The organism is Dyella halodurans, assembly GCF_026283925.1.
GTDB lineage: Bacteria > Pseudomonadota > Gammaproteobacteria > Xanthomonadales > Rhodanobacteraceae > Dyella > Dyella halodurans.
Map to the genome: position 1 here is coordinate 44,953 of NZ_JAPDPF010000007.1, position 23,083 is coordinate 68,035.

Annotated in this window: 27 protein-coding genes; 6 read left to right on the top strand and 21 right to left on the bottom strand. The window is 64.8% G+C overall.

Annotation, left to right across the window (positions count from 1 at the left end):
* Positions 1-52: 52 nt before the first annotated feature.
* The 19 genes from metX to OUZ49_RS14490 all read right to left on the bottom strand — a co-directional run bounded on the left by metX (position 53) and on the right by OUZ49_RS14490 (position 17,139).
* A complete protein-coding gene (gene metX, locus OUZ49_RS14400; protein ID WP_266151179.1) occupies positions 53-1,156 on the bottom strand; it encodes a homoserine O-acetyltransferase MetX in 1,104 nt (367 codons plus the stop codon).
* Positions 1,153-2,208 carry a tetratricopeptide repeat protein gene (locus OUZ49_RS14405; protein WP_266151181.1) on the bottom strand — a complete coding sequence of 352 codons (1,056 nt, stop codon included), beginning with the start codon at positions 2,206-2,208 and terminating at the stop codon, positions 1,153-1,155. Before OUZ49_RS14405 ends, metX begins: the two co-directional genes overlap by 4 nt.
* Positions 2,205-2,663 carry a cytochrome c-type biogenesis protein gene (locus tag OUZ49_RS14410; protein WP_266151182.1) on the bottom strand — a complete coding sequence of 153 codons (459 nt, stop codon included), beginning with the start codon at positions 2,661-2,663 and terminating at the stop codon, positions 2,205-2,207. The genes OUZ49_RS14405 and OUZ49_RS14410 overlap by 4 nt, the downstream gene beginning before the upstream one ends.
* Positions 2,660-3,205: a DsbE family thiol:disulfide interchange protein gene (locus OUZ49_RS14415; protein WP_266151183.1), complete on the bottom strand. Its 546-nt coding sequence runs from the start codon at positions 3,203-3,205 to the stop codon at positions 2,660-2,662. The genes OUZ49_RS14410 and OUZ49_RS14415 overlap by 4 nt, the downstream gene beginning before the upstream one ends.
* Positions 3,202-5,175, bottom strand: coding sequence for a heme lyase CcmF/NrfE family subunit (locus tag OUZ49_RS14420; protein WP_266151184.1), 1,974 nt, complete (start codon positions 5,173-5,175; stop codon positions 3,202-3,204). Before OUZ49_RS14420 ends, OUZ49_RS14415 begins: the two co-directional genes overlap by 4 nt.
* The gene (gene ccmE / locus OUZ49_RS14425; RefSeq protein ID WP_266151185.1) at positions 5,172-5,639 is read right to left on the bottom strand and encodes a cytochrome c maturation protein CcmE; all 468 of its coding nucleotides are present in this window, start codon (positions 5,637-5,639) and stop codon (positions 5,172-5,174) included. Before ccmE ends, OUZ49_RS14420 begins: the two co-directional genes overlap by 4 nt.
* 22 nt (positions 5,640-5,661) lie before the next feature.
* Positions 5,662-5,862 (bottom strand): heme exporter protein CcmD, encoded by a 201-nt coding sequence (ccmD, locus tag OUZ49_RS14430; RefSeq protein ID WP_266151186.1) that lies wholly within the window; start codon positions 5,860-5,862, stop codon positions 5,662-5,664.
* Entirely contained in the window at positions 5,859-6,617 is a 759-nt protein-coding gene (locus OUZ49_RS14435; protein ID WP_266151187.1) for a heme ABC transporter permease, read from the bottom strand. Before OUZ49_RS14435 ends, ccmD begins: the two co-directional genes overlap by 4 nt.
* Positions 6,618-6,623: 6 nt before the next feature.
* Positions 6,624-7,310 (bottom strand): heme exporter protein CcmB, encoded by a 687-nt coding sequence (gene ccmB / locus OUZ49_RS14440; RefSeq protein WP_266151188.1) that lies wholly within the window; start codon positions 7,308-7,310, stop codon positions 6,624-6,626.
* Positions 7,307-7,945, bottom strand: a complete 639-nt coding sequence (gene ccmA / locus OUZ49_RS14445) for a cytochrome c biogenesis heme-transporting ATPase CcmA (protein WP_266151189.1) — start codon at positions 7,943-7,945, stop codon at positions 7,307-7,309. Before ccmA ends, ccmB begins: the two co-directional genes overlap by 4 nt.
* 117 nt (positions 7,946-8,062) lie before the next feature.
* Positions 8,063-8,488, bottom strand: coding sequence for a DUF3293 domain-containing protein (locus OUZ49_RS14450; RefSeq protein ID WP_266151190.1), 426 nt, complete (start codon positions 8,486-8,488; stop codon positions 8,063-8,065).
* Positions 8,481-9,887 carry an FAD-dependent oxidoreductase gene (locus OUZ49_RS14455; protein ID WP_266151191.1) on the bottom strand — a complete coding sequence of 469 codons (1,407 nt, stop codon included), beginning with the start codon at positions 9,885-9,887 and terminating at the stop codon, positions 8,481-8,483. Before OUZ49_RS14455 ends, OUZ49_RS14450 begins: the two co-directional genes overlap by 8 nt.
* A 181-nt stretch (positions 9,888-10,068) precedes the next feature.
* Positions 10,069-10,830 carry an acetoacetyl-CoA reductase gene (gene phbB, locus OUZ49_RS14460; protein WP_266151192.1) on the bottom strand — a complete coding sequence of 254 codons (762 nt, stop codon included), beginning with the start codon at positions 10,828-10,830 and terminating at the stop codon, positions 10,069-10,071.
* A gap of 104 nt (positions 10,831-10,934) precedes the next feature.
* Entirely contained in the window at positions 10,935-11,417 is a 483-nt protein-coding gene (phaR, locus tag OUZ49_RS14465; protein WP_266151193.1) for a polyhydroxyalkanoate synthesis repressor PhaR, read from the bottom strand.
* Positions 11,418-11,506: 89 nt separating this feature from the next.
* Positions 11,507-13,063 carry a DHA2 family efflux MFS transporter permease subunit gene (locus OUZ49_RS14470; RefSeq protein ID WP_266151194.1) on the bottom strand — a complete coding sequence of 519 codons (1,557 nt, stop codon included), beginning with the start codon at positions 13,061-13,063 and terminating at the stop codon, positions 11,507-11,509.
* Between the two features lie 18 nt (positions 13,064-13,081).
* The gene (locus OUZ49_RS14475; protein WP_266151195.1) at positions 13,082-14,284 is read right to left on the bottom strand and encodes an HlyD/EmrA/EmrK family protein; all 1,203 of its coding nucleotides are present in this window, start codon (positions 14,282-14,284) and stop codon (positions 13,082-13,084) included.
* The gene (locus tag OUZ49_RS14480) at positions 14,271-15,782 is read right to left on the bottom strand and encodes an efflux transporter outer membrane subunit (protein ID WP_266151196.1); all 1,512 of its coding nucleotides are present in this window, start codon (positions 15,780-15,782) and stop codon (positions 14,271-14,273) included. Before OUZ49_RS14480 ends, OUZ49_RS14475 begins: the two co-directional genes overlap by 14 nt.
* On the bottom strand, positions 15,779-16,297 hold the full coding sequence (locus OUZ49_RS14485) for a MarR family winged helix-turn-helix transcriptional regulator (RefSeq protein WP_323134937.1): 519 nt from the start codon (positions 16,295-16,297) through the stop codon (positions 15,779-15,781). The genes OUZ49_RS14480 and OUZ49_RS14485 overlap by 4 nt, the downstream gene beginning before the upstream one ends.
* Positions 16,298-16,371: 74 nt before the next feature.
* On the bottom strand, positions 16,372-17,139 hold the full coding sequence (locus OUZ49_RS14490) for a TatD family hydrolase (protein ID WP_266151199.1): 768 nt from the start codon (positions 17,137-17,139) through the stop codon (positions 16,372-16,374).
* Between the two features lie 139 nt (positions 17,140-17,278).
* On the opposite strand from OUZ49_RS14490, the gene OUZ49_RS14495 reads away from it, so the two are divergent.
* Together OUZ49_RS14495 and OUZ49_RS20920 are read left to right on the top strand one after the other, a co-directional pair.
* The gene (locus tag OUZ49_RS14495; protein WP_266151200.1) at positions 17,279-17,863 is read left to right on the top strand and encodes a glycine zipper 2TM domain-containing protein; all 585 of its coding nucleotides are present in this window, start codon (positions 17,279-17,281) and stop codon (positions 17,861-17,863) included.
* Between the two features lie 11 nt (positions 17,864-17,874).
* Positions 17,875-18,339 carry an outer membrane lipoprotein gene (locus OUZ49_RS20920; protein ID WP_323134938.1) on the top strand — a complete coding sequence of 155 codons (465 nt, stop codon included), beginning with the start codon at positions 17,875-17,877 and terminating at the stop codon, positions 18,337-18,339.
* Positions 18,340-18,410: 71 nt separating this feature from the next.
* Here the strand turns inward: OUZ49_RS20920 and OUZ49_RS14505 are convergent, their stop codons facing one another.
* Both OUZ49_RS14505 and ygfZ read right to left on the bottom strand, forming a co-directional pair.
* Positions 18,411-18,845, bottom strand: coding sequence for a cell wall hydrolase (locus OUZ49_RS14505; protein WP_266151202.1), 435 nt, complete (start codon positions 18,843-18,845; stop codon positions 18,411-18,413).
* A 462-nt stretch (positions 18,846-19,307) separates the two neighbouring features.
* The gene (ygfZ, locus tag OUZ49_RS14510) at positions 19,308-20,105 is read right to left on the bottom strand and encodes a CAF17-like 4Fe-4S cluster assembly/insertion protein YgfZ (RefSeq protein WP_266151203.1); all 798 of its coding nucleotides are present in this window, start codon (positions 20,103-20,105) and stop codon (positions 19,308-19,310) included.
* Between the two features lie 192 nt (positions 20,106-20,297).
* Here ygfZ and OUZ49_RS14515 point away from each other — a divergent pair, with 192 nt between their 5' ends.
* The 4 genes from OUZ49_RS14515 to sdhA all read left to right on the top strand — a co-directional run bounded on the left by OUZ49_RS14515 (position 20,298) and on the right by sdhA (position 23,065).
* A complete protein-coding gene (locus OUZ49_RS14515; protein ID WP_266151204.1) occupies positions 20,298-20,402 on the top strand; it encodes a DUF1674 domain-containing protein in 105 nt (34 codons plus the stop codon).
* 85 nt (positions 20,403-20,487) lie between these two features.
* Positions 20,488-20,883 carry a succinate dehydrogenase, cytochrome b556 subunit gene (gene sdhC / locus OUZ49_RS14520; protein ID WP_266151206.1) on the top strand — a complete coding sequence of 132 codons (396 nt, stop codon included), beginning with the start codon at positions 20,488-20,490 and terminating at the stop codon, positions 20,881-20,883.
* Positions 20,880-21,272: a succinate dehydrogenase, hydrophobic membrane anchor protein gene (gene sdhD, locus OUZ49_RS14525; protein WP_266151207.1), complete on the top strand. Its 393-nt coding sequence runs from the start codon at positions 20,880-20,882 to the stop codon at positions 21,270-21,272. The genes sdhC and sdhD overlap by 4 nt, the downstream gene beginning before the upstream one ends.
* 5 nt (positions 21,273-21,277) lie before the next feature.
* On the top strand, positions 21,278-23,065 hold the full coding sequence (gene sdhA, locus OUZ49_RS14530) for a succinate dehydrogenase flavoprotein subunit (protein WP_266151208.1): 1,788 nt from the start codon (positions 21,278-21,280) through the stop codon (positions 23,063-23,065).
* Positions 23,066-23,083 lie beyond the last annotated feature (18 nt).

A 23,083-nucleotide genomic window follows, 5' to 3' on the forward strand; every position in this document is an offset into this window, starting at 1 on the left:
CGGTGCTACCCGGCCATCTTAGCAGCGCGGGGCGGCGACCGCTGTGGGGCGTTCAGAGTCTGGCGAGGAAACCGCCAATGGCGCGGCTGTAATTGGGGATGTCGACGAGGAAGGCGTCATGGCCCTGCGGCGAATTCAGCGCCACGAATTCCACCGCAGCACCGGCCGCGCGAAGGCCCTCGGCGATCTGTTCCTGCTGTTCCAACGGGAACAGGATGTCGGTGCTGACGCCGATCACCATGGCCTGTTCGATGCGGATGCGCTTGAGGCCTTCCATCACGCTGCCGTCACCGTATTCGGCGATGTCGAACCAATCGCTGGCGCGCGAGAGGTAGAGGTAGCTGTTGGGGTCGAACGTGCGCACGAAGCGTTGGGCATGTCCTTCGAGATACGACTCCACCTCGAATTCCAGGCCGAACGGATTGTCGTCGCGTTGTTCCGCATCGAGGCGGATGCGGGCGAAGCGGCCGTTCCATTCCATCGCCGAGCGATAGGTGATGACGCCCAGCTTGCGCGCAATGCTCATGCCGTCTTCGGGATAGCTGTCGGCGCCGTAGTGACCGCGGTTCCAGTGCGGATCGAGCCGGATCGCCTCGCGTTGAAGCGAGCGAATGGCGATGGCAAACGGCTGCGCCTGCGGCGCGGTATCCACGCTGATATGGGCGCGCACGCTACCCGGGTGCAGCACCATATAGGCCAGCGCGCTCATGCCGCCCATCGAGCAGCCGATCAGGCAGGCCAGTTGCGCGATGCCGAGGCCGCTGACGGCCGCGTGCGCGGCATGGGCGACGTCTTCCAGCGACAGTTCCGGAAAGTCGAGGCGATAGGGTTCGCCGGTGGCCGGGTTAATTGATGCGGCGCAGGTCGAACCCTTGTCGCTGCCCAGCGAGTTCACGCAGATCACGAACCAGCGTGCGGTGTCGATGGCCTTGCCGGGGCCGATCATCGCCTCCCACCAGCCGGCCGAGGGATCGTCGGCGTTGGACGCCGCGTGGGCGCTGGGCGACAGGCCGGTGAGGATCAGCACGGCGTTGTCGCGTGCGGGACTCAGCTCGCCCCAGGTTTCGTAGGCAACGCGGGCGCCGTGGAGCTCGCCGCCTCGCTTCATCGCAAAGGGCGAGGGCAGGGCGCAGTACCGGCGGGCGTCGCGATTCATCTATGAACCTTGTCGATGCTGATCTTGATGGGAGTGTGGATGTTGACGTCGACGACACCGGCATCGCCTTCCAGATCGCCCGCCTGGGCGATGCCCTGGCCGCTCCTGCTGATGCGTGCGCCGACGAACACGCGCGGCACGGAGGATAGTTTGAGTTGGGGTGTCATGCCCATCGCGTCAGTCAACGTGACGGTGGCAGGCAGGGCGGTGGCATCGAGGCGCGCCACCGCCAGCGGCATCGGCGGGCCTTGTTCGGCGCGCGCGTAGACGAACAGCGTATCGCCGGGCGCCAGCTGGCTCTTCAGCGCCGGGGCGAGGGCGACTTGCACCTGCAAGGCGGGGCCCTGAGCCTCGCCGGTGGCGGCGGGTGCTTCGGGAGCGAGCTTGCCACCGTCGCGCACGCGGGCGTCGGCCACGGCGATCTGTTCGCTGACGGCCTTGGCGACGGTGGAGTCTGGATCCAGCATCGGCTGCAGCTGGCGCCAGGTGGCGGCGGCTTCGCTGTAGTGATCATGCTGGAACTGGCTGATGCCGAGCAGCCACAGGCCACGCTGGCTTTGTGGGTCCAGCTTGACGGCGCGCTCCAGCAACTCGAGCGAGCGGCCTTCGATGCGATGGTCCTGGCGAGCCAGCGAATCGGCTTCGGCCCAGCCCACCATGGCCACGCTGTTGTTCGGGTCCAGACGCAGCGCCTGATCATAGGCGTCACGGGCATCGGCCGGGCGCCGCATGGCGCCATAGGTCTGCGCCAGCAGCATCCAGCCCTGCTGGTCATCAGGCTTCTGCGCGAGGTGCGCCTTCAGTTCGCTGACGGCCTGGTCGATGCTCATGCCGGCATCGGGGCGTTGCACGCCATCCAGCGCGACCGGCGTGCCGACCAGTCGGTACAGCCCGACGGCTGCCAGCGGCAGCACGAGGGCCACCATCAGGGCGAGCACAAAGATGCTGCGGGGGCGGCCTTGCTGGCGACCGTGACGTATCAACGGCAGCAGCAACAAGGCCAGCGCCACGGCGATCATCGCCGTAGCGATCAGAAAGAAAGCGAGTTTCACCAGTCGTCCCCTTCGTCGGTCGACTTGTCATCCATGCTGGCGACCGGCGCCACGCGACTGCGACGGCGTACCGTCACCACGACCACCACTGCGCCCGCCAGCAAGATGGCGAGCGGACCGAACCACAGCAACAGCGTGCTGGATTGCACCGGCGGGTCGTACAACACGAAGTCCGAATAACGGTCGACCAGGTATTGCTTGATCTCGTCGTCGCTCTTGCCCGACTGCATCAGCTCGAACACTTCATGACGCAGGTCGCGGGCGAGGTCGGCGTTGGAGTCGGCCAAGTTCTCGTTCTGGCAGACCAGGCAACGCAGCTCGCGCGTGAGGTTCTGGAAGCGCACTTCCTCGGCGTGATTCTTGAACGGCAGCGGGTCGATGGCCTGTCCCAATGCAATGCCGGTGAAAAACAGCAGCGCCAGCAGGAGCGCGCCTAGTGCGCGATGTCCCTTCATGGCGAAGCTTCCTTGGCCAACGCCGCAATAGCCGGCTTGAGTTCCGTCTTGATCACGTCCGGCGTCAACGGCCCGATGTGCTTGTAGCGAATGATGCCCTTGCCATCAACCAGGAAACTCTCCGGCGCACCGTATACGCCAAAGTCGATGGCGGTGCGACCTTCCTGGTCAACGATGACCATGTCGTACGGATTGCCGTGTTCGGCCAGCCAGGCCTTGGCGTCGTTCGCGGCGTCTTTGTAGTTGTAGCCGATCAGCGGTACGCCGATGGACTTGCCGTCCGCCATCAGCACCGGATGCTCGTCACCGCAGGCGATGCACCAGCTGGCGAAGACGTTGATCAGATAGGGCTTGCCCAGCAGCGAATCGCGGCTGACGGTCTGCGCCGGCTCATCGAGCTTGGGTAGCACAAAAGCAGGCGCCGGCTTGTTGATCAGCGGCGACGGCACTTCACGCTGATCGTGCTGCGTGTTCCACCAGATGCCGAAGCCGAACAGCGCCACCAGCAGCACGAAACCGAAGAACGGCAGCAGGCGACTCATGCGCGCGACTCCTGCAGCGCGCCTGCCGGCACTTCCGCCGTTTCCGCTACACGTTTGGCACGGAAGCGACGATCGGCGGCGGCGAAGAACCCGCCCAGCATCATCAGTAGGCCACCGGCCCAGATCCAGCGCACGAACGGCTTGTCGTAAAGACGCAAGGCCCAGGCGCCTTCCGGCTGGCTGCGATCCATCGGTTCGCCCAGGGCGACGTACAGGTCGCGGGTCACGCCAGGATCGATGGCCGACTCGGTCTGCACCTGGCCACGCGTATAGGTGCGCTTCTGCGGATGCATCACGGCGATTTGCTTGCCGTTGCGCATCACCGTGACCGTGCCCTGGTCGCCTTGCCAGTTCGGACCGGTGGTTTCCTGCACGCCGTCAAAGCGGAAGTCGTAGCCGCCGATGGATTCGGTCTGTCCCGGCGACAGGCGCACGTCGCGCTCGATGCTCAATGCATTGGTGAGCAGGACGCCGGCGAGGAAGACGCCCACGCCAAAGTGCGCCAGCAGCATGCCCGCCATCTCGGCGGGGTAGCGGCGGCCCGCCGGCATCTCGCGCCAGCGCTTGATCACAAAGAGCAGGGTGCCGAAGCCGCACCACACGGCGGCTGCGGTGCCGGCGATCACCTTGCTGGTGCCGTCGGTCAACACGCCCGCGACGATGGCGCAGGCCACCGCGGCCAGCCCGGCACGCAGCATCACGCCCTTGAGCAGCCAGGTATCGCCCTTGCCCCAGCGCAGATACGGACCGAACGGCAGCAGCGCCACCACCGGCAACATCAGCAGGGTGAACAGGAAGCCGAAGTACGGCGGGCCCACCGAGATCTTGCCCAGGTTCAGCGCGTCGCCAATCAAGGGGAACAGCGTGCCCAGCAGCACCATGGCCGCGGCCACCGTGAGCATCAGGTTGCCAATGAGGATCGCGGTTTCGCGCGAGACCACGCTGAAGGGTTTGCCACCCGCCACCTTGGGTGCGCGCAACGCATACAGCAGCAGGGAGCCGCCGACCACGATGGCGAGGAAGCACAGGATGAACAAGCCGCGCTTCGGATCGGAGGCAAACGCATGCACCGAGGTGAGCACGCCCGAGCGCACCAGGAAGGTGCCCAGCAGGGACAGCGAGAACGCGAAGATCGACAGCAGGATGGTCCATGCGCGCAAGCCACCGCGCTTTTCCGTCACCGCCTGCGCATGGATCAGCGCGGCACCGACCAGCCACGGCATGAAGCTGGCGTTCTCGACCGGATCCCAGAACCACCAGCCGCCCCAGCCCAGCTCGGCATACGCCCACCAGCTGCCGGCGACGATGCCGGCCGACAGGAAGGCCCAGGCCACATTGGTCCACGGGCGCGCCCAGCGCACCCAGGCCTGCTCAAGTTCACCGCCCAACAAGGCGGCGATGGAGAACGCGAACGCCACCGAGAAGCCGACATAGCCCATGTACAGCACGGGCGGATGGAAGGTCATGCCCGGGTCTTGCAGCACTGGATTCAGATCGCCGCCATCGGCGGGCATCGGCAGCAGGCGCTCGAACGGATTGGAGGTGAAGATGATGAAGGCGAGGAAGCCGACCGCCACCAGGCCAAGCACACCCAGCACGCGCGCCACGAACACCTCGGGCAGGTGCCGGCTCAGCGCGGCAAGCGCCAAGGTCCATACGTTGAGGATGAAGATCCACAGCAGCAGCGAACCTTCATGCGCGCCCCACACGGCCGCAATGCGGTAATACCAGGGCAGGGCAAGGTTGGAATTGTCGGCGACATAGCGCACCGAGAAATCGAATTGCATGAAGGCCCACACCAGCAGGCCAAACGCCAGCGCGACGAACACCGCCTGACCAGCAGCAGCAGGGCGGGCGACGGCCATCAGCGCACGGTTGTTGCGCCAGGCGCCAATCAGCGGCAGGAGGCCCTGCGCAAAGGCCAGCAGCAGGGCCAGGATCAGCGCGAGTTGACCGAGTTCGGGCGTCATTGCGGCTTGTCCTGCCCGGCGGCTTCATCCACCTGCTTGCCCGCGTGCGCCTTGGCCATGGCGTCCTTCAGCTCTTTCGGCATGTAGGTCTCGTCATGCTTGGCCAGCACTTCGGTGGCGATAAAGCGGGCGTTGTCCATATGACCGGTGGCGATCACCGACTGATTGTCGCGGAACAGGTCCGGCAGGATGCCGGTGTACTCCACCGGCATCGAACCGCTGGCGTCGATGACGGTGAAGGTGACCTTCAACGAATCGTTGCTGCGCTGGATCGAGCCGGCCTTGACCATGCCGCCGAGACGGAAGTTCTTGTAGCTGGTGGCCTGGCCCGTCTGCACCTGGCTCGGCGTGAACAGGTAGTTCATGTTCTGCTGCAGGGCGAACACGATCAAGCCGATCGCCACGGCGGCGGCCGCGATAACCGAAAGGACAATGGTGAGCCGACGTTTGCGAGTGGGGTTCATGAATGACTCTTGCGGTGATCGCTCAAGGCGATGACGGAGCACGTTGGGCGCGCGCGCTCTGGCGCGCCATGCGGGCGCGCAGCTCGCGCAGGTCGCGGCGCCGGCGCAGGACGGGGCTGAGGTAGTCGGCGATCAGCACGAAGAAGAACACCGCATAGGCCGGCCACACGTAGGCGGCATAGCCACCCATGGCGATAAAGCTGTCCCAGGAAAACGCGCTCATCGCTGGCTCTCCTGCGCTGCTATCTGGCGCACCCAGTCCTTGCCGCTTTCCATCGACAACAGGTCGGTGCGCACGCGGCCGAACAGGCTGGCGATGTAATAAAACTTGGTGGCGACCATCATGGTCAGCAGCGGCCACAACATCTCGCTGCTCATCTTGGATGGGCCCAGGATGCGCACGGTGGAACCCTGGTGCAGGGTGTTCCACCAGTTCACCGAGAAATGCACGATCGGCACGTTGATGATGCCAATGATGGCGAGGAAGGCCGCGGCGCGTGCGCCCTGGCGACGATCCTCGAACGAGTGGTACAGGCCGATCACGCCCAGGTACAGGAAGAGCAGCACCAGCTCGGAGGTGAGCCGCGCGTCCCAGGTCCACCAGGTGCCCCACATCGGCTTGCCCCACAGCGAACCGGTGACCAGGGTGATGAAGGTGAAGGCCGCGCCGATCGGCGCCGATTCCATCGCCACCACTTCAGCCAGCTTGATGCGCCAGACCAGCGAGATGAAGGAGGCGACCGCCATCACGCCGTAGATGAACAGGCCCATCCAGGCGCAGGGCACATGGATGAAGATGATGCGGTAGGCGTCGCCCTGCTGGTAATCGGCCGGCGCCAGCACCAGGCCGCCATACAGCGCCACCGCACCCAGCAGCAGCGCCAACACCAGGGCCCACGGGCGCAGCGTGCCGGCGAAGCGGTAGAAGTTCGGGGGCGAGCTGAGCTTGTGTACCCAGAGCGGGATCCAGTTGGCCATAGCGTCTCAGGCGTCCAAGGCAATTCGTAGGGCGGCGGCGCAGGCCAGCGGCGCCAGCACCAGGGCCATGGCCAGTGCGGCCCCCAGCCAGGCGATGGGCGCGAGCCACGGCAGTCCCTGTTGTGCCGCGGCGACGGCGCCAGCGGCAAAGATCACCACTGGCACGCAAAGCGGCAGCAGCATCAAGGCCAGCAGCATACCAGAGCGACGGCTCCCGGCCGTCAGCGCCACCAGCACCGCACCCAGCAGGCTGAGCAGCGGCGTGGCGAGCAGCAGCGCGTAGATCAGCACCGGCATCACCGCCGCCGGCAGGTGCAGCATCCCGGCGAGCAGCGGCGCAATGATGATCAGCGGCAAGGCGGTGGTGATCCAGTGGGCGAGGATCTTCATGCCCATCATCAGGGCCAGCGGTTGCGGCGACAGCATCAGCTGCTCCAGCGAACCGTCCTCGATATCGCTGCGGAACATCGCGTCCAGCGCCAGCAACATGGCCAGCAGCATGGTCACCAGCACGGCTCCGCCCGCGATACGTTGCAGCAGGGCGTCTTCCGGGCCCAGCGCAAACGGAAACAAGGTGGTGACGATCAAGGCGTAAAGCACCGGCATGGCGATATCGCCACGGCGGCGCCAGGCCAGGGTGAGGTCGCGACGCAGCACGGCGGCGCAGGCGGGGGCAAGCGGAGCGTGACTCATGCGTGCATGCGCACCCGTTTCGGTTCCCCGTGCAGGAAGCTCACGGCGCCGTGACTGGTAACCAGCACCGCGCCGCCGCTGGACGAGTGTTCGGCGAGCAGGCGATTGACCAGGTCGATGCCGGTCCGGTCCAGGTTGGCGTAGGGCTCATCCAGCAGCCACAGCGTGGCAGGCAACAGCAGCAGGCGGGCCAGCGCCGCGCGTTTCTTCTGTCCGGCGGAGAGGCGGCGGACCGGTTCGTCTTCGTAGCCGGCCAGACCGACGTCCGCCAGGGCGCCGTCGACATGGCGACCGCAGCGCGTGCCGTAAAGACCCGCCGCCACCTGGAGGTTCTCGCGTGCGCTGAGATCCGACTTCAGCCCCAGGTGATGGCCCAGAAACACGGTGTCGCCCAGGTGTTCCTCGCGTCGCCAGGGGCGCCCACGCCAGTGCAGTTCACCGTCATCGACGTGCAGCAGGCCAGCCAGGATGCGCAGCAAAGTGGTCTTGCCACTGCCGTTGTCGCCTTCGATCAAGGCGACCTCACCCGCGCGCACGCTGAAATCCAGCGGGCCGAACACGGGTTCGTCCTGGCGATAGTAGGAGAGCGCCCGTGCTTCCAGCAGGATAGGGGCGGCGTCGGGCGTGGCTGTCATCGCGCGATTGTCCGCAATGGCCGGCAAGCTTGTCCATGTGGCGCAGTGCCGCCAGTGAAATTCATCCGGCTCGTTGCCGCTTCGCGCCATCTGAGACGGCTTGGCTAGGTAGGCTGCTCAGGGTCCATCCGGAAGGGCTATCAGCCTCAGCTGCGCTGCGGCATGACCCTGGCCGTGAACATAGGCGTTCTGCCCGAAGCGCTGGGCCAGTCGATCCAGCAGGTCAGGATCGGGCCCGATGACGAACAGGCTGGGCTCTTTCCAGCCGTCGCCGCCAACGCCGATGGCGGCATGCACGGCGATCGTTGCGGCGTGCTCCTGCACGGCGCCCAGCAGTTTTCGTTGTGCGCAGCGGTTGTCCGGCCGTGCCCGTTGTTGCGAACGAGGATTCCAGGCGGTGATAAAGCCCCAGTGGAGATCTCCCACCCAATCCGGCAGGGGATCGGGCAGGGGAAGATCGATGCGGATGGTGGCCCGGCCGCCGCCTGGCAGGCGCACGCGATACGCGGTGGCCCGGTAGGCGGCGAGCAGGGCCTCATCCATGCCGCAGGTCGGGCAGCGGCGGCAAGGTGGCTCGGAGGGCGGCAACCGCCGCGTCCAGGTCGACCGACGTTGCCTGGGTCGAGTCACGCAGCAATTGCTCCAGCAGCTGATCCTGGGCGCGGCCACGCTCGAACGCGTAGGCGTAGGGCAGGTGGGTGAACGTAACCATGCGATAGCGCGCCATGAAATGCTGCGGTGCGCGCTCGGCCAGCAAGGCGCCCAGCTCGCGCTTGGCCAGATAGTGGGGATCGGCGACCGAGTCGCGCATCTCAACGTAGTTTTCCAGCGCCATCGCCGCGATGGCGTCGGCGTTGGGCTGGCGGATGCGCTGGAACTCCGCGAATGCGTCGGCGGTGTCGTTCGGCGATGCGGCCAGCAGCGAGGCCAGCACCACGGTGTCTTCGAAGCCACAGTTCATGCCCTGGCCGTGGAACGGCACGATGGCATGCGCCGCGTCGCCGACCAGGAGGGCGCGTCCATCCAGATGCCAGCGCTGCAGATACAGCGTGGACAGCGTGCCGACCGGATGACCCTCGTAGTCCGCGGCGAAATCGGGAATCAGGGGCAGCAGGTCGGGGAAGTCTTCCTCGAAGAACGCATGCGCCGCCTGCGTATCCGGCAAGGTCGCGAAACTTGGGTGGGCGCCCTGGGCCGGCAGGAACAGGGTCACCGTGAAGCTGCCCTCAGTATTCGGCAGGGCAATGCACATATAGCCGCCGCGCGGCCAGATATGCAGGGCATGCGGTTCCAGTGCGAACTGGTCATGGCCGCCGCTACGGCCGACCAGGTCCGCCGCCAGCACGCCGGCGGAGGGGATCTCCAGTTCCTTGTAGGCATGGCCCAGCGCATCCACCCGCTCGCCCAAGGGGGTGTGGGCATTCATCGCCGCGCGCAGCGCCGAGCCGGCGCCATCCGCGCCGATGATCACGGGCGCGTCGAGGTCCCGCTCCACCCCTCGCTCGTCGGCCAGGCGGATGCGGCGCGCATCGAAATCGGCGTTCACCAGCGACTGGCCAAAATGGAAGCGCACGCCCGCCGCTTCCGCCGCGTCCAGCAGCAACATGTTCAAGGCGCCGCGGGAGACCGACCAGATCACCTCGCTATCGTCCACGCCATAACGCTGCAGGCCGGAACGGCCATCGCGGGTATGCACCATGCGACCGCGCATCATCACGGCACGTTGCAGCACGTCCTGCGCCAGCCCGGCTTCGCGCAGTGCCTGCAAACCACGTTCGGCCAGGGCCAGGTTGATCGAACGGCCGCCGACGAAACCGGCTATGCGGGGGTCGGGGCGTTTCTCGAACACCTCCACCGCAAACCCTCGCCCAGCCAATTGCTGGGCCAGCAAGGCGCCGACCAGGCCGCCGCCAATTAGGGTGATCGTTTGCTGCTGCGCCATGCTGCGTTCCGTCGGGGCAATCGCGGCACTGTTCCCCAAGCTGCGGCGGACTGCAAGGCTCGGGGTGGGGGATAGGAGTGGGTAGTGGGGGCGCGAAGACCGGATGTTGCGGCTTGCGATCAGGAACTAGGCATGGCGCGCGATTTTTGCGTCCCCGCTACCCATCCCCCATCCCCGCCCCTCAGAAGCTCATGAAGTAGCCGCCATTCACCGGCAGGTTCGCGCCGGTGATATAGCCGGCATCGTCCGCGGTGAGAAAGGACACGGCTCGCGCGATATCGGCGGGCGAACCCAGGCGGCCGACCGGAATGTCCGAGATGATCTGGTCGCGGATGTCGGGCGCTACGGCGGCTACCAGGGCGGTGTCGCAATAGCCGGGCGAAACGGTGTTCACCGTGATGCCCTTGCGCGCCGTCTCGCGTGCCAGGGCCATGCCGAAGCCATGCACGCCAGCCTTGGCGGCGGAGTAATTGGTCTGGCCGAACTGGCCGGTCTGGCCGTTGACCGAGCTGAGGTTGACGATGCGGCCAAAGCCCCTCGTGCTCATGTTCTCGACCACATGGCGGCAGGTATTGAAGACGCCGTCCAGGTTGACCCGCATCAGTTCGTGCCACTGCAGCGGCGTCATCTTGCGCAGGCTGGTATCGCGGGTAATGCCGGCGGCGTTGACCAGGATGTCGACGCTGCCGTGGCGGGCTTCGACGCGGCCGATCAATTCGCCGCAGCTGTCGAACTGGCTGACATCGCCGGGCTCGAATACCACCGCGCCATTCAGGTCGGCCAGCTCGTGGCGAAAAGCGTCCAGCCGTTCCGCGCGTCCGGGCAGATCCACGGCGATGACCTGACGGCCTGCCTGGGCCAGTTGACGACAGATCTCGGTACCGAGACCGCCGATGCCGCCGGTCACGATGGCAACGCGTGGGGTACGCACGGAAGGATTCATGGCAGGAACTCGTACACGGTCATGCCGCAGGGCAGCACGTGTTGTGCTGCAGCGGTTGATAGGCGGGGAGGTGGCTGGCGCCCTTGGGCACCAGCCACAAGGAATTAGCCGGACTTCTTGCTGCCGCCTGGCGGCTTGGCCTGGGTGGCCGCATCCAGCAGGCCGCGCTGCATGTTGCGCCAGGCGTCCATATTGCGTTCGGTCAGCTCGTTCAGCATCGACCAGGGCGTCTGCCCGAGCAGGCTGTTGAGCTGGGTACGGAACTGCTGCTGCTGGTCCAGGAACACCTGGAGGCTGCGCTCCAGATACGGTCCCATGAAGCCCTGCAAGGAGTCGCCGTAGAAGCGGATGATCTGGCTAAGCAGTTGGGGCGACAGCATCGGCTGCCCCTTTTCCTCGTGCTCAGAGATGATCTGCAGCAACACGGAGCGGGTCAGGTCCTCCCCGCTCTTGGCGTCGCGGACCTCGAAGGTTTCGCAGTCCAGCACCAGCTGACGGACCTCTTCCAGCGTGATGTAGCTGGAGATCTCCGTGTCATAGAGCCGACGGTTCGGATACTTCTTGATGATGCGGATCGTTTGTGCCATGCGGCACAAACTAGCAGAAGGTATTGCGCCGCACCAGTCGCCCATGACTTCGGCCATGTTGCAACCAGTTGTGCAGCAATCCTTATGGATCAGTGGCCTGCTGCCGGACCACCTGCGCTGCCGAACGGCGGCCGGGCGAACCACAGCACCGGGATCAGCAGTACGAACAGGATGGCGCAGAGCCAGAAAATGTCGTTCACCGCCAGGGTCAGGGCCTCCTTGTTGACCAACTGGTCGGTGATGCCCAGCGCCTGGGTCTGGCTGAATCCGCCCTGGGTCAGCGTCTGCAAGACCTGGCCGGCCGGTTGGCTGGCGGGGGTCACGTTTTCGGTCAGCGTGGCGTGGTGCCAGATGCCCCGGTGCTGCCACAGGGTGACCGAGACGGCGGTGGAAACGCTGGACCCCAGGGTGCGGAAGAAATTGGCCAAGCCGGTGGCGCTGGCGATTTCCTCGGCCGGCAGTCCCGCCAGGTAGATCTGGTTGAGCGGGATGAAGAAGCAGGGGATGGCGATGCCCATCACGAAGCGCGGCAGGATCAGCGAGTTGAACGAGGCCGAGCTGTCGAAGGTGGAAAACCAATAGGAGGTGCCGGCAAACACGATGAAGGCGAACGTGACCACGGCACGCAGCTCCAGCCGGTGCAGGTTGCGTCCAAGCAAGGGTGCGAGCAGGAAGGCCAGGATGCCGACCGGTGCCGTGGCCAGGCCCGCCCAGGTGGCCGTGTAGCCCAGGGTGGTCTGCAGCCACAGCGGGAACACCACGTTGATGCCGAAGAACGCGAACATGCCCAGCGATTGCGCGGAAACGCCCACGGTGAAATTGCGCCGTCGGAACAGGCCCAGGTCGACCACGGGATGCTTGGCGTTCAACTCCCACGCGACCAGGAAGGTGAGGCACACCAGGGCGATGAGGCCGAGCGTGGTGATCATCGGCGAGGAGAACCAGTCGTTGTCATTGCCGTTGTCCAGCATGAACTGCAGGGAGCCCACGCCAGCCACCAGCAGCACCAGGCCAATCACGTCGATCGGTGACTTGAAGACTCTGGTCTCACGCTTGCGCAGCAGCGACCAGGTGATCGCTGCTGCGAGCAAGCCCACCGGCACGTTGATGTAGAAAATCCACGGCCACGAGAAATTGTCGGTCAACCAGCCGCCGAGGATGGGGCCGAAGATCGGCGCCACCACCACGGTCATCGCCCACAAGGCCAGCGCGATGCCTTGTTTCGCCTTGGGATAGCTGGACAGCAGCAGGGTCAGCGACAACGCCACCATCGGACCGGAGCCGGCGCCCTGCATCAGGCGACCGATCACCAGCATCGGCATGGAGGTGGCCAGGCCGCACAGCATCGAGAACACCACGAACAGCATCACCGAGAAGACGAAGGTCTTCACCTCACCGAAGCGCCGCGCGATCCAGCCGGTAAGCGGCTGCATGATGGCGCTGGCCAGCGAATACGAGCTGATCGTCCAGGTGCCCTCGCTCGCACTGACGCCGAGGCTGCCGGCGATATGCGGCACGGCGACGTTGACGATGGTCATGTCCAGCACTTCCATGAAGGTGCTGAATGCGACGGCGATGGTCAGCAGGACCAGCGCGCTGCCGTGCAGTGGCGGTAGCGGCTGCGTGTCGTTGGGGGTGGAGGCCATGGCGGTTGGGGTCGCTTGTCAGTTCGCGCTGCGCTGGCCCAGGTTGGCCTGGATGATCTTCTCGGCCTCCGCATCGGCCTTGCTGGCCATCTGCTCGTAGACGTCGGTCTGTGCGACGGGCTTGCCGTTGTTGACGGGCGCCATTACCGGACCGGAATCATCGGTGATGTCGACCGTGACTTCGGTGGACAGGCCCACGCGCAACGGATGCTTGTCGAGCTCCTTGTCGTCGAGCGCAATGCGCACCGGCACGCGCTGCACGACCTTGATCCAGTTGCCAGTGGCGTTCTGCGCCGGCAGCAGCGAGAACACGCTGCCGGTGCCGGCGCCGAGGCCGATCACCTTGCCGTGGTAGGTGACGCCGCTACCGTACAGGTCGGACACGATCGTGGTCGGCTGGCCGACGCGGATGTGGCGCAACTGGTTTTCCTTGAAGTTCGCATCCACCCACAGGTCGTGTAGCGGCAACACCGTCATCAGCTGCTGGCCGGGCTGCACGCTATGGCCTAGCTGCACGCTGCGCTGCGCGACATAACCGGTGACGGGGGCCAGGATGGCGTTGCGCTGTGACGCCACCCAGGCCGCGCGGAAGTTCGCGCGTGCCTGTTCCACTGCCGGGTTGTTGGTGATCTCGGTGCCTTCGATGGAGGCGTGCGCTGCGGCGGCCTGTGCTTCCGCCGAGTTCAAGGCAGCCTGGGCCTGGTCGACGGCATCACGCAGATGCTGCACGTTCTCAGGCGCTTCCGCCTGTTCGGCAATCAACGGCAGGCGACGCTTCAGATCGGCCTGGGCCTTCTTCAAATCGACGCGAGCATTCGCCACCTGCGCATCGGCGCTGGACGCAGACTCGGTCTGCTGGCGCACCTGGCGCACGGCTTGCGCGAGCGCACTGCTGACCTGGTGCAGGCGCACGTCGGCATCGGTGCTGTCGAGTTTGACCAGTATCTGGCCGGCTTCAACGCGCTGAGTGTCGTCGGCGAGAATCGCCACGACCGTGCCGGAAACCTGGGCGGAAATCGCCACCTGGTTGCCGCCCACATAGGCGTTGTCGGTTTTTTCGCGGGTGGAGAACACGAAGATCCACAGCAGCACCCACGCCGCTCCCGCGGCAATGAACACGGAGGCGACGATCAACAGCGTGCGCCGACGCTTGGCCGGATCTTTCGCGGCCATGCCGCTGTCGTTGTCCTGCTGGTGGGCAGCGGATTCAGTGGCGCTCATGCGAGGCGTCTCCGGCAAAGTTCGAGGTGGAGTCAGAGGGGGAAGATGGGGTGGAGGCCTGCTTTGGCGACTCCGCGCGATAGCCGCCGCCCAGCGCCTTGATCAGCGCGAGATCGGTGGACAGCGCCTGTGCGTGCAGGTTGATGGCGTTGTCGCGTTGTTGCAGCAGCTGCGCTTCGGCGCCCAGCGACTCGCGGATATCGCGCACGCCCTGGCGGGCGCGTGCCTTGGCGCTGGCCAGCAGTCGTTCGTTGGCGTCCACTTCGGCTTGCTGTTCGTGACGTCGTCCGGCCAGCTGCTGGGCCGTGAGGCTTTGCGTCGAGACGTCGCGCGCGGCCGTAAGGACGGTGCTGTTGTATTGCGCGACGGCCGCGTCGAGCTGGGCCTTGCTCACGCCGTAATTGGCCTTGAGCAGTCCGCCGGTGAAGATTGGCAGATGCACGGCCGGCGTCAGCCCGAAAACACGGCTGCCGGAGCTGAAGAACTTGTCCATGTCGATACTGGAAAGTCCTGCCATCGCACTGATGCTGATGTCGGGGAAGAATTCGGCACGCGCGACATCGGTCTGGCGCAGCGCGGATTCCACCTGCCAGCGGCTGGCGGCGATATCCGGGCGGCGGGCGATCAGATCCACGCCCACGTCGTCGGGCAAGCCACTATCGATGTCGGGGAGCGCTCTCGGCTGCAATGGCGGCAGCTCGGCGGGCGCGACGCCCAGCAGGCTGGCCAGCGCGGCCAGGCGGACCTTGGCCGAGCCTTCGAGGGTCACCAGCATCTCGCGTGCCGCGGCGAGCTGGGCCCGTGCCGATTGGGCGGTATCGGGCAGGTCGACGCCCTGGCGTACGCGGAGTTCGGCAAGGTGGGTCAGCTGTTCCTGGGTGCGCACGGCCTGGCGCGCGATATCGATGCGCGCCTCGTCGGCCAGCCAGCCAAAATAGGTGTCCGCCACCATGTTCTGGATGGTGAGCGCGGCTGCGCTGTGCTGAGCCTCGGCGGCATGCGCCTGGTCAGTGGCCGCTTCGATGGCGGCGCGCTTCTTGCCCCACAGGTCGAAGTCGTATTGCGCCTGCACGCCGAGATCGGCCTGGTTGTACCAGGTGAAGCCGAGGAACTTGGGCGGAATCAGGCCGGTTTCGCTCAGGCGCTGGCGTTCGAACTGGCCGCTGCCGCTCACGCTGAGGCCGGCTTGCGCTGCCGTGGCGCGAGTCGACTGCAGGGCCGAGTCCACCCGCGAGCGCGCCTGGGCGAGGTCAGGCGAGCCTTTCATGGCCGTGGCGATCAGTGTGTCGAGCTGCGGGTCGTTGTATTGGCGCCACCATTCCGCGTCGGGCCAGCCGGCGCGCATGGTGGCATCGAGCCCCGCGAGCGGCACGTCATCGCGGATGGCTGGATGGCTCAGCTTGGAGGGAATCGAACAGCCCGCCACAGCGAGGGCGATGGCACCGGCCAGTGCCGCCCGATAGCCGAGTCCGTGGCGAATCGCGGAGTGTGCAGTCATGGACGAGGGTCCGGATGGGTAAGCGAATCGATATTGAGGGCGACCTGGCGCAGCAGGCGATCCAACGTGCGCTTGTCACTCGCGCTCAGCGAAGCGAATGCGCCGAGCACTTGGGGATAAAGCGGAGGGAGGATCTTGCGCACCAGGCGCTTTCCCGCCGGCGTGATGCTCAGCACCACGCGACGACGATCCTCGACACTGGATGCGCGGGTCACCAGGCCGGCCTTCACCAGTACATTCGCGATGCGCGTCATGTTGGTGGCGCCCTGTTGGGCGTACTCGCACAGCTCGCTGGGGCTGGCGCTGCCGGACGGGCTGCTGTGGATCATCATCAGCGTGCGGAAGTCGCTGTCGTTCAAGCCATAAGGCTTGAGGTTGCGCTCCAGCTCTTCCAGCAGGGTGCCACCCACCAGCAGCAACAGCCGCGTGAGCTTCACCTCCTGCAAGGGGATGTCCGGAAGGATTTCGCCCGCGCGGGCGATTCCGGCATCCATGTGCTCGAGGCACTCGTTCATCCGCTTCATTTCATCAGAGGATATTTAGCCAGTGAAGTATTAGGCTAGCACTGTACCGGCGGGTTCAACAAGTCTCAGTCGAGCTTGAACAGGCGCCGTGCGTTCGCGGTGGTGGCAGTGGCCACGGCAGCCTCGTCTTCTCCTCGAAGCTGCGCGACGACACGCAGTATGTCGGCAAGCCGCATCGGCTCATTGCGCTGGCCTCGATGCATGGCATCCGGTTGATCGGGTGCATCGGTCTCGAGCAACAAGCGTTCAATCGGCATCGTGCCGACGATGTGGCGAAGTCGTTGTGCCCGGTCATAGGTGACAGGGCCGCCGATGCCGATGTGAAAGCCGAGCTCCCACAATCGTTCGGCCTGCTGCAGGCTGCCCGAGAAGCTATGCACGACGCCACGCAGGCCGCCGATGCGCTTGATCGTGGAGGTGACTTCATCCATGGCGCGCCGTGCATGGACGATCACCGGCAGGTCGAAATCGCGGGCAATGCGGAGCTGGCGAAGAAAGTACTCGCGCTGCCGCACGGGATCGAGATCGGTCAGGAAAAAGTCGAGCCCGATCTCGCCCACCGCGATGGCGTGATGGTCCTGCAATTGGGTGACGAGTTCGTCGAGGTGCTCCGGACGATGCTGGTCAAGGAACATCGGGTGCAGGCCATAGGCCGGGTGAGCCTGGGCATGCCTGGCGCAGATCGAGGCGATGCGCGGCCACGAGGCCTGGTCGACCGCCGGCACCACGATATGCCGGATGCCTGCTTCGCCAGCCCTCGCGAACATCTGCTCGCGGTCGGCGTCGAAACTCCCGTCATCGATATGGGCGTGGCTGTCAGTGAGTTCGAGCATAGATTGCAAGGTCCTGTCCCGGGAAAATGGCCGATTTCGATCTAAGCGAATATTCAGTGAATGAGAGGTTCAATGGGTGCACGTTCGGATCGAATCTGGCGGAAGCGGGGTGCTCCGCCGATCCAGACAGGAGAGCATTATGAACAGGTTGGTCGTTACAGCGTTGAATCTCGGAATCGGCGCCGTACTGGTTTTTGGTCTATCGGCGTGTAATCGCGACGCCAATGCCGATGGTGGCGTGGATGCTACGACGCAGCAGGCGCCGGCCCAGGATGCTCCCGCTTACGCCCGTGTGGTGAGCGTGACGCCGGTCCATCAGGCGGCGAGTGCTCCACGACAGGAGTGTCATGACGAAGTCGTCACGCAAAAGGCACCCGTCAAGGACACCCATCAGATTGCCGGTACCGCCATCGGTGCTGTCGTGGGTGGCCTGCTCGGCAATCAGGTGGGCGGTGGCAAGGGGCGTACGCTGGCGACGGTGGCCGGTGCCGCCGGCGGCGGCTACGCCGGTCATGAAATCCAGAAGAATCACCAGGAAAACAACACCGTCTCGAGCACGCAAAAGCACTGCACCACGGTGAACGACAACACAGGTGACCGCGTCGTGGCGTACGACGTGAGTTACGAGTACAAGGGCGTGACCCGCACGGTGCGAATGGATCATGACCCGGGCGACAGGTTGCAGGTACAGGAAGGGGTGGTGTCCGTTTCCGACGCTCACTGAGGATTCACGCCATGCAGACACGTCGTAGACAGTTTGCAGTTGCTGGGCTCGTTTCTGTTGCTGCCATCGTTTCCGGATGCACGCCGCCGCCGCAGCGTCCGCCGGTGGCCTTCAACAGCTACCCGGCCTCCAGCGAGCACTGCGAATTGTGCGGCGTGGTGAATGACGTGCGGCAGGTGGCCGTGCCGAAGGGCGTATCGCCTGGGGGCATGGTGATTGGTGCCATCGCTGGTGGCCTGCTAGGCAGCACCATCGGCGGTGGCAGTGGTCGTACGGCTGCCACCGTCGTGGGTGCGGTCGCCGGCGGCGCTGTTGGCAACGAGGTCGGCAAGAACACCGGAAGTCCCGACATGCAATGGCAGGTCACGATTCGTCTCGATGATGGCCGTGATGCGACGGTGACGCAGGCAAGCGATCCGCAGGTCAGGCCTGGTGATTACGTGCAGATTCGTGGCAATCAGGTTTTCAGGATGTGACCTTATAAGCGTCTAGACGTCCATAACAAAAAAGGCCCTCAATGAGGGCCTTTTTTTATTATTTTTCGAGATCAGTTGACGGCGTAGAAGGCGTGTTCGCCGATCGTCTTTACGATGCGTCGCGTTGACCATGTTGGCGCGACTGCGAGCGTGGCGAAATGATCTGCTTGCGGCACATACACCGTGCGCTCACCCTTCGGCAGGCTCCAGTTGCTGATCGAGTCGCCGGCAATCTTCCATGCCTTGGTCCAAGAGTTCAGGTCGGTGACTTCGAAACTGCTTGCGGTTGTGGTCAATGCGAATTGATTTGGCGAGGTGACTACCTTGCAGACGCTGCCGCCCCATGTGCCGCGGTCCCGGCGGCGAAGTGCAACTTCCGCCACCGCGTACTGGCCAATGGTCGACTCACTGCGTGCCTCGAGATACACCGTCGTGGCCAGGCAGGTCTGGTCCGCAAGGGGTTGGGGTAGCACGGACGCTAGCCACAACAGCATGGAAAGTTTCATTAGATCTGCCTCCAACGTGCTGTACGCGTGAGTTCGATGCTGCTGAGCTCATGCGCCGTTGCGGTGGACGGGCGGGCAGGCCGTTCCACCTGGATTAAACGCACCGAACCGAAACTTGTGGTCGGGCGGTTTGCCACGGGATTGTGGCCAGTCGAGCGGCTGATCCGGTGCCACTCTCAACATGTTGTGCTGCAAAGGCATTGCTCGGGTACTAACGACCTCGGTGCCTGCAACTTCGTCCGCGCTATAGGGCGGCATGTACTCCGACATCGCTGTCGGGTCGCGCTGATCCGGACCCTTCCGGTTCGTCGCGTATATGGACGCCCATGGGCTGGGGGCGTCGTTCAATTGGTCGGCGGAGACTAGTAGCGCATTACGAGTATGGCAAGTGCCTGGCCGTTCAGATTCACGTCGCGCTCACATTGGTGTGATGCCTTCGTGAGTCCTTGCGCAAGATCATCGTCACGCAGGCCAGCTGTCTGTCACTCGCATCGACACGTCTCCGTCTACGCGGTGCAATGCACCGTTGTCGAACTGTGAAACGATGTCATCGCCGATGACGGCAAGTGCTTCGATGCTCTGCGCGTCGGCTGCAACATCGAGTAATTGGGCAACCTCCTTGCCCTCATGGCGCAGCACGGTGCCTGCTTGCAAGGGTTGCGACAATACGACGCAATGCATATGCCGCTTATGACCTCCGCGATAATGCAGTCGCGCAACGATCTCCTGTCCCGGATAGCAACCCTTCTCGAACGCCACTGCCTGCAATCGCTCAAGCGATAGCGCGGGTGCGAGGCATTGATCGAGCGTGTTGTCCGGAAGCCATGGCCATCCCGCACGAATCTGCGGAAGTCGCCATGCATCGTCTGCACTCGCGCCCACCACGAGGCTGTGCTCACCGCAACCGAAAATGGTCGCGTCGCCTTCACGACGCAAAGCGTAAGTGTCCAGTGCCGGGCCGGTGCCGAGTGTGCGCGGCTCGTGAGCGGTCAACTTGAGCTTGGAGCGGAACACGAAACGCTGAAGCGACTGCGCCATCGGCGCAGCTTCGCCGCCGCGCAGCAGCAGGAGCAGGGTGTCGTCAGCAAGCCTGGCCAGATGGAACAGCGCGCGAACGCGCCCTTGTGCATCCAGCCACGCACTGAATTGCCATTGCCCGATGGCGAGCGACTGGACGTCGCTACTGAATTGGGCCTGGGCGAAGGCCCTGGCGTCGGGGCCTTCGATCAGCAGGGTTTGCGCAGAGTAGTGTGTTGGCATATGGCGGCTGAGGTGAGGGCGGGGCAGGGGTGACACAAGTGCGACGGGCTTACCTGTCAGACGATCGCCCGGCCGTCAAGGTTGTGCTGCATTTACGCAAGTATTACGCTTTCACAGCTTTCACATACCATGTCCGATACGTCCTCCCAACCAGAGTCCAAGCCCGCGTCCGTTCCTTCGGAGCACGCAACCGTGCCTACTGTTCCGGCGACGGACAAGACGTCGGTGGAGCGGCCGGCACCGGATCCCACGCGCTACGGCGATTGGGAAAAGAACGGGCGCTGTATCGACTTCTGACTCGTCGGGCCGGCTCATGCGCTGGCATCGATGGATCGGGGAAGGGCGGTAACGGGCATCAGCGATTCCACTCAGGATAGCCGCCATGGCAGACACGCAACGACCGCTCTCTCCCCATATGGGCATATATAAGTGGCAGGTGCAGATGGTGACATCCATCCTGCATCGCGGCACCGGTATTGCCCTGGCCGTAGGCACCTTGCTGGTGCTTTGGGGGGTGTTCTCCCTGGCGCAGGGCGAGGACAGCTACAACCAGTTCAAGATCTGCATCGGTAGTCCCATCGGCCTCGTGCTGATGTTCGGATGGACCTTGGCGCTGTTCTACCATCTGTGCAACGGCATTCGTCACCTGGTCCAGGACGGCGGCGCCGGTTATGCGATTCCCCAGTTCGTCCGCTCCAGCTGGTTGTCGATCATCGTGAGCATCCTGCTCACCGTCATCGTCTGGGCTTATGTGCTGACCGCCGGAGGTGCCGCATGAACACGGCGAAGGATTTCCGTCATCCGCTGAAGCGCGCCCGTGGCCTGGGTTCGGCGCAGTCCGGCGTCAGCCACTGGTGGACGCAGCGTGTCACCGCCGCCGCCCTGGTGTTCCTGAGCCTGTGGTTCGTGGTGACCGTGCTGAGCGTGTTGCACGCCGACTACGCCACCGCCCGCGCCATCGTGGCCAAGCCCTGGAATGCCTTGCTGCTGGTGGCCTTCGTGCTGACCGTGTGCTGGCACGCCGTGCTCGGCCTGCAGATCGTGATCGAGGATTACGTGCACACCCGCTGGAAGGAGGTCTCCCTCCTGGTGCTGGTCAAGTTCATTGCCGTATTGGGCACATTGGCGACGCTGATGGCCGTGCTGCGCGTGGCGCTGGGAGCCTGAGTTCGATGGAAAGCTACAAGATCCAACAACATAAGTATGACGTGATCGTCGTCGGCGCCGGCGGCGCGGGCCTGCGCGCCACCTTCGGCCTGGCCGAGAAGGGCCTCAAGGCCGCCTGCATCACCAAGGTGTTCCCGACGCGCTCGCACACCGTGGCGGCGCAGGGCGGCATCTCGGCGGCGCTCGGCAACATGGGCGAAGACGATTGGCGCTTCCACTTCTACGACACGATCAAGGGTTCGGACTGGTTGGGCGACCAGGACGCGATCGAGTACATGTGCCGCGAGGCGATTCCGGCGATCATCGAGCTGGAACACTACGGCGTGCCGTTCTCGCGTACCGAGGAAGGCAAGATCTACCAGCGCCCGTTCGGCGGCATGACCACGCACTACGGCAAGGGCACCGCGCAGCGCACCTGCGCCGCGGCCGACCGTACCGGCCACGCCATCCTGCACACGCTGTACCAGCAGGCGCTGGCGCATGACGCCACGTTCTTCATCGAATACTTCGCCATCGACCTGATCTTCGACGAAGAGGGCGTGTGCCGCGGCGTGCTCGCGCTGGACATGAACGAAGGCACCTTGCACTTCTTCCGTGGCCACTCGGTGGTGCTGGCGACCGGTGGTTACGGTCGCGCCTACTTCAGCGCCACCTCGGCGCATACCTGCACCGGCGACGGTGGTGGGATGGTGCTGCGCGCGGGCCTGGCGCTGCAGGACATGGAGTTCGTACAGTTCCATCCGACCGGCATCTACGGTTCGGGCTGCCTGATCACCGAAGGCGTGCGTGGCGAAGGTGGCTACCTCACCAACTCCAACGGCGAGCGCTTCATGGAGCGCTATGCGCCGAACGCGAAGGATCTGGCCTCGCGTGACGTGGTCAGCCGCGCGATGACGATGGAGATCCGCGAAGGTCGCGGCGTCGGCGAGCACAAGGACCACATCTACATCAACCTGATGCACCTGGGCGCGAACGTGATCCACGAGCGCCTGCCGGGCATTGCCGAGTCGGCGCGCATCTTCGCTGGCGTGGATGTGACCAAGGAGCCGATCCCGGTCATCCCGACCGTGCACTACAACATGGGTGGCATTCCCACCAATTATCACGGCGAAGTGGTGCAGAAGAAGGGCGACAACGTCGACGCCATCGTGCCGGGCCTGTTCGCCATCGGCGAAGCGGCTTGCGTGTCGGTGCATGGCGCCAACCGCCTGGGCTCCAACTCGCTGCTCGACCTGGTGGTGTTCGGTCGCGCCGTGTCGCATCGCTGCGCCGAGCTGATCAAGCCGGATACGCCGCACAAGGATCTGCCGGCTAACGTGCTGGACAAGGCGCTGGCCCGCTTCGACGGCCTGCGCAACGCCAAGGGCAGCCAGCCGACCGCGAAGATCCGCGCGGAAATGCAGCGCACGATGCAGTCCGACGCGGCCGTGTTCCGCACCGGCGATTCGTTGAAGGAAGGCTGCGAGAAGATTTCCAAGGTCCGCGATTCGTTCAAGGACGTCGGCGTCAGCGATCGTTCCATGGTGTGGAACTCCGACCTGATCGAGACGCTGGAACTCGCGAACCTGCTGGATCAGGCGGTGGCGACCATGTACTCGGCGGCACAGCGTCACGAGAGCCGTGGCGCGCATGCCCGCGAGGATTTCCCGGATCGCGACGACGAGAACTGGCAGAAGCACACCCTGGTGGCGGTGGACGAGGCCGGCAACGCCAGCTTCGATTTCCGCCCGGTGCACATGTACACCATGACCGATGAGGTCGAGGTGGTGCCGCCGAAGAAGCGCGTTTACTAACCGGGTTCGAACTCCTTC

Excerpts from the sequence above, each read along its gene's own strand:
- OUZ49_RS14505 (WP_266151202.1), bottom strand. The coding sequence starts at position 18,845 with ATGAAACTTTCCATGCTGTTGTGGCTAGCGTCCGTGCTACCCCAACCC.
- metX (WP_266151179.1), bottom strand. The coding sequence starts at position 1,156 with ATGAATCGCGACGCCCGCCGGTACTGCGCCCTGCCCTCGCCCTTTGCG.
- sdhD (WP_266151207.1), top strand. The coding sequence starts at position 20,880 with ATGAACACGGCGAAGGATTTCCGTCATCCGCTGAAGCGCGCCCGTGGC.
- OUZ49_RS14475 (WP_266151195.1), bottom strand. The coding sequence starts at position 14,284 with ATGAGCGCCACTGAATCCGCTGCCCACCAGCAGGACAACGACAGCGGC.
- OUZ49_RS14470 (WP_266151194.1), bottom strand. The coding sequence starts at position 13,063 with ATGGCCTCCACCCCCAACGACACGCAGCCGCTACCGCCACTGCACGGC.
- OUZ49_RS14415 (WP_266151183.1), bottom strand. The coding sequence starts at position 3,205 with ATGAGTCGCCTGCTGCCGTTCTTCGGTTTCGTGCTGCTGGTGGCGCTG.
- sdhC (WP_266151206.1), top strand. The coding sequence starts at position 20,488 with ATGGCAGACACGCAACGACCGCTCTCTCCCCATATGGGCATATATAAG.
- ccmD (WP_266151186.1), bottom strand. The coding sequence starts at position 5,862 with ATGAGCGCGTTTTCCTGGGACAGCTTTATCGCCATGGGTGGCTATGCC.
- OUZ49_RS14450 (WP_266151190.1), bottom strand. The coding sequence starts at position 8,488 with ATGGATGAGGCCCTGCTCGCCGCCTACCGGGCCACCGCGTATCGCGTG.
- OUZ49_RS14485 (WP_323134937.1), bottom strand. The coding sequence starts at position 16,297 with ATGAACGAGTGCCTCGAGCACATGGATGCCGGAATCGCCCGCGCGGGC.
- OUZ49_RS14495 (WP_266151200.1), top strand. The coding sequence starts at position 17,279 with ATGAACAGGTTGGTCGTTACAGCGTTGAATCTCGGAATCGGCGCCGTA.
- phaR (WP_266151193.1), bottom strand. The coding sequence starts at position 11,417 with ATGGCACAAACGATCCGCATCATCAAGAAGTATCCGAACCGTCGGCTC.
- OUZ49_RS20920 (WP_323134938.1), top strand. The coding sequence starts at position 17,875 with ATGCAGACACGTCGTAGACAGTTTGCAGTTGCTGGGCTCGTTTCTGTT.
- ygfZ (WP_266151203.1), bottom strand. The coding sequence starts at position 20,105 with ATGCCAACACACTACTCTGCGCAAACCCTGCTGATCGAAGGCCCCGAC.
- OUZ49_RS14480 (WP_266151196.1), bottom strand. The coding sequence starts at position 15,782 with ATGACTGCACACTCCGCGATTCGCCACGGACTCGGCTATCGGGCGGCA.
- OUZ49_RS14420 (WP_266151184.1), bottom strand. The coding sequence starts at position 5,175 with ATGACGCCCGAACTCGGTCAACTCGCGCTGATCCTGGCCCTGCTGCTG.
- OUZ49_RS14455 (WP_266151191.1), bottom strand. The coding sequence starts at position 9,887 with ATGGCGCAGCAGCAAACGATCACCCTAATTGGCGGCGGCCTGGTCGGC.
- ccmE (WP_266151185.1), bottom strand. The coding sequence starts at position 5,639 with ATGAACCCCACTCGCAAACGTCGGCTCACCATTGTCCTTTCGGTTATC.
- phbB (WP_266151192.1), bottom strand. The coding sequence starts at position 10,830 with ATGAATCCTTCCGTGCGTACCCCACGCGTTGCCATCGTGACCGGCGGC.
- ccmA (WP_266151189.1), bottom strand. The coding sequence starts at position 7,945 with ATGACAGCCACGCCCGACGCCGCCCCTATCCTGCTGGAAGCACGGGCG.
- OUZ49_RS14435 (WP_266151187.1), bottom strand. The coding sequence starts at position 6,617 with ATGGCCAACTGGATCCCGCTCTGGGTACACAAGCTCAGCTCGCCCCCG.
- OUZ49_RS14410 (WP_266151182.1), bottom strand. The coding sequence starts at position 2,663 with ATGAAGGGACATCGCGCACTAGGCGCGCTCCTGCTGGCGCTGCTGTTT.
- sdhA (WP_266151208.1), top strand. The coding sequence starts at position 21,278 with ATGGAAAGCTACAAGATCCAACAACATAAGTATGACGTGATCGTCGTC.
- OUZ49_RS14490 (WP_266151199.1), bottom strand. The coding sequence starts at position 17,139 with ATGCTCGAACTCACTGACAGCCACGCCCATATCGATGACGGGAGTTTC.
- ccmB (WP_266151188.1), bottom strand. The coding sequence starts at position 7,310 with ATGAGTCACGCTCCGCTTGCCCCCGCCTGCGCCGCCGTGCTGCGTCGC.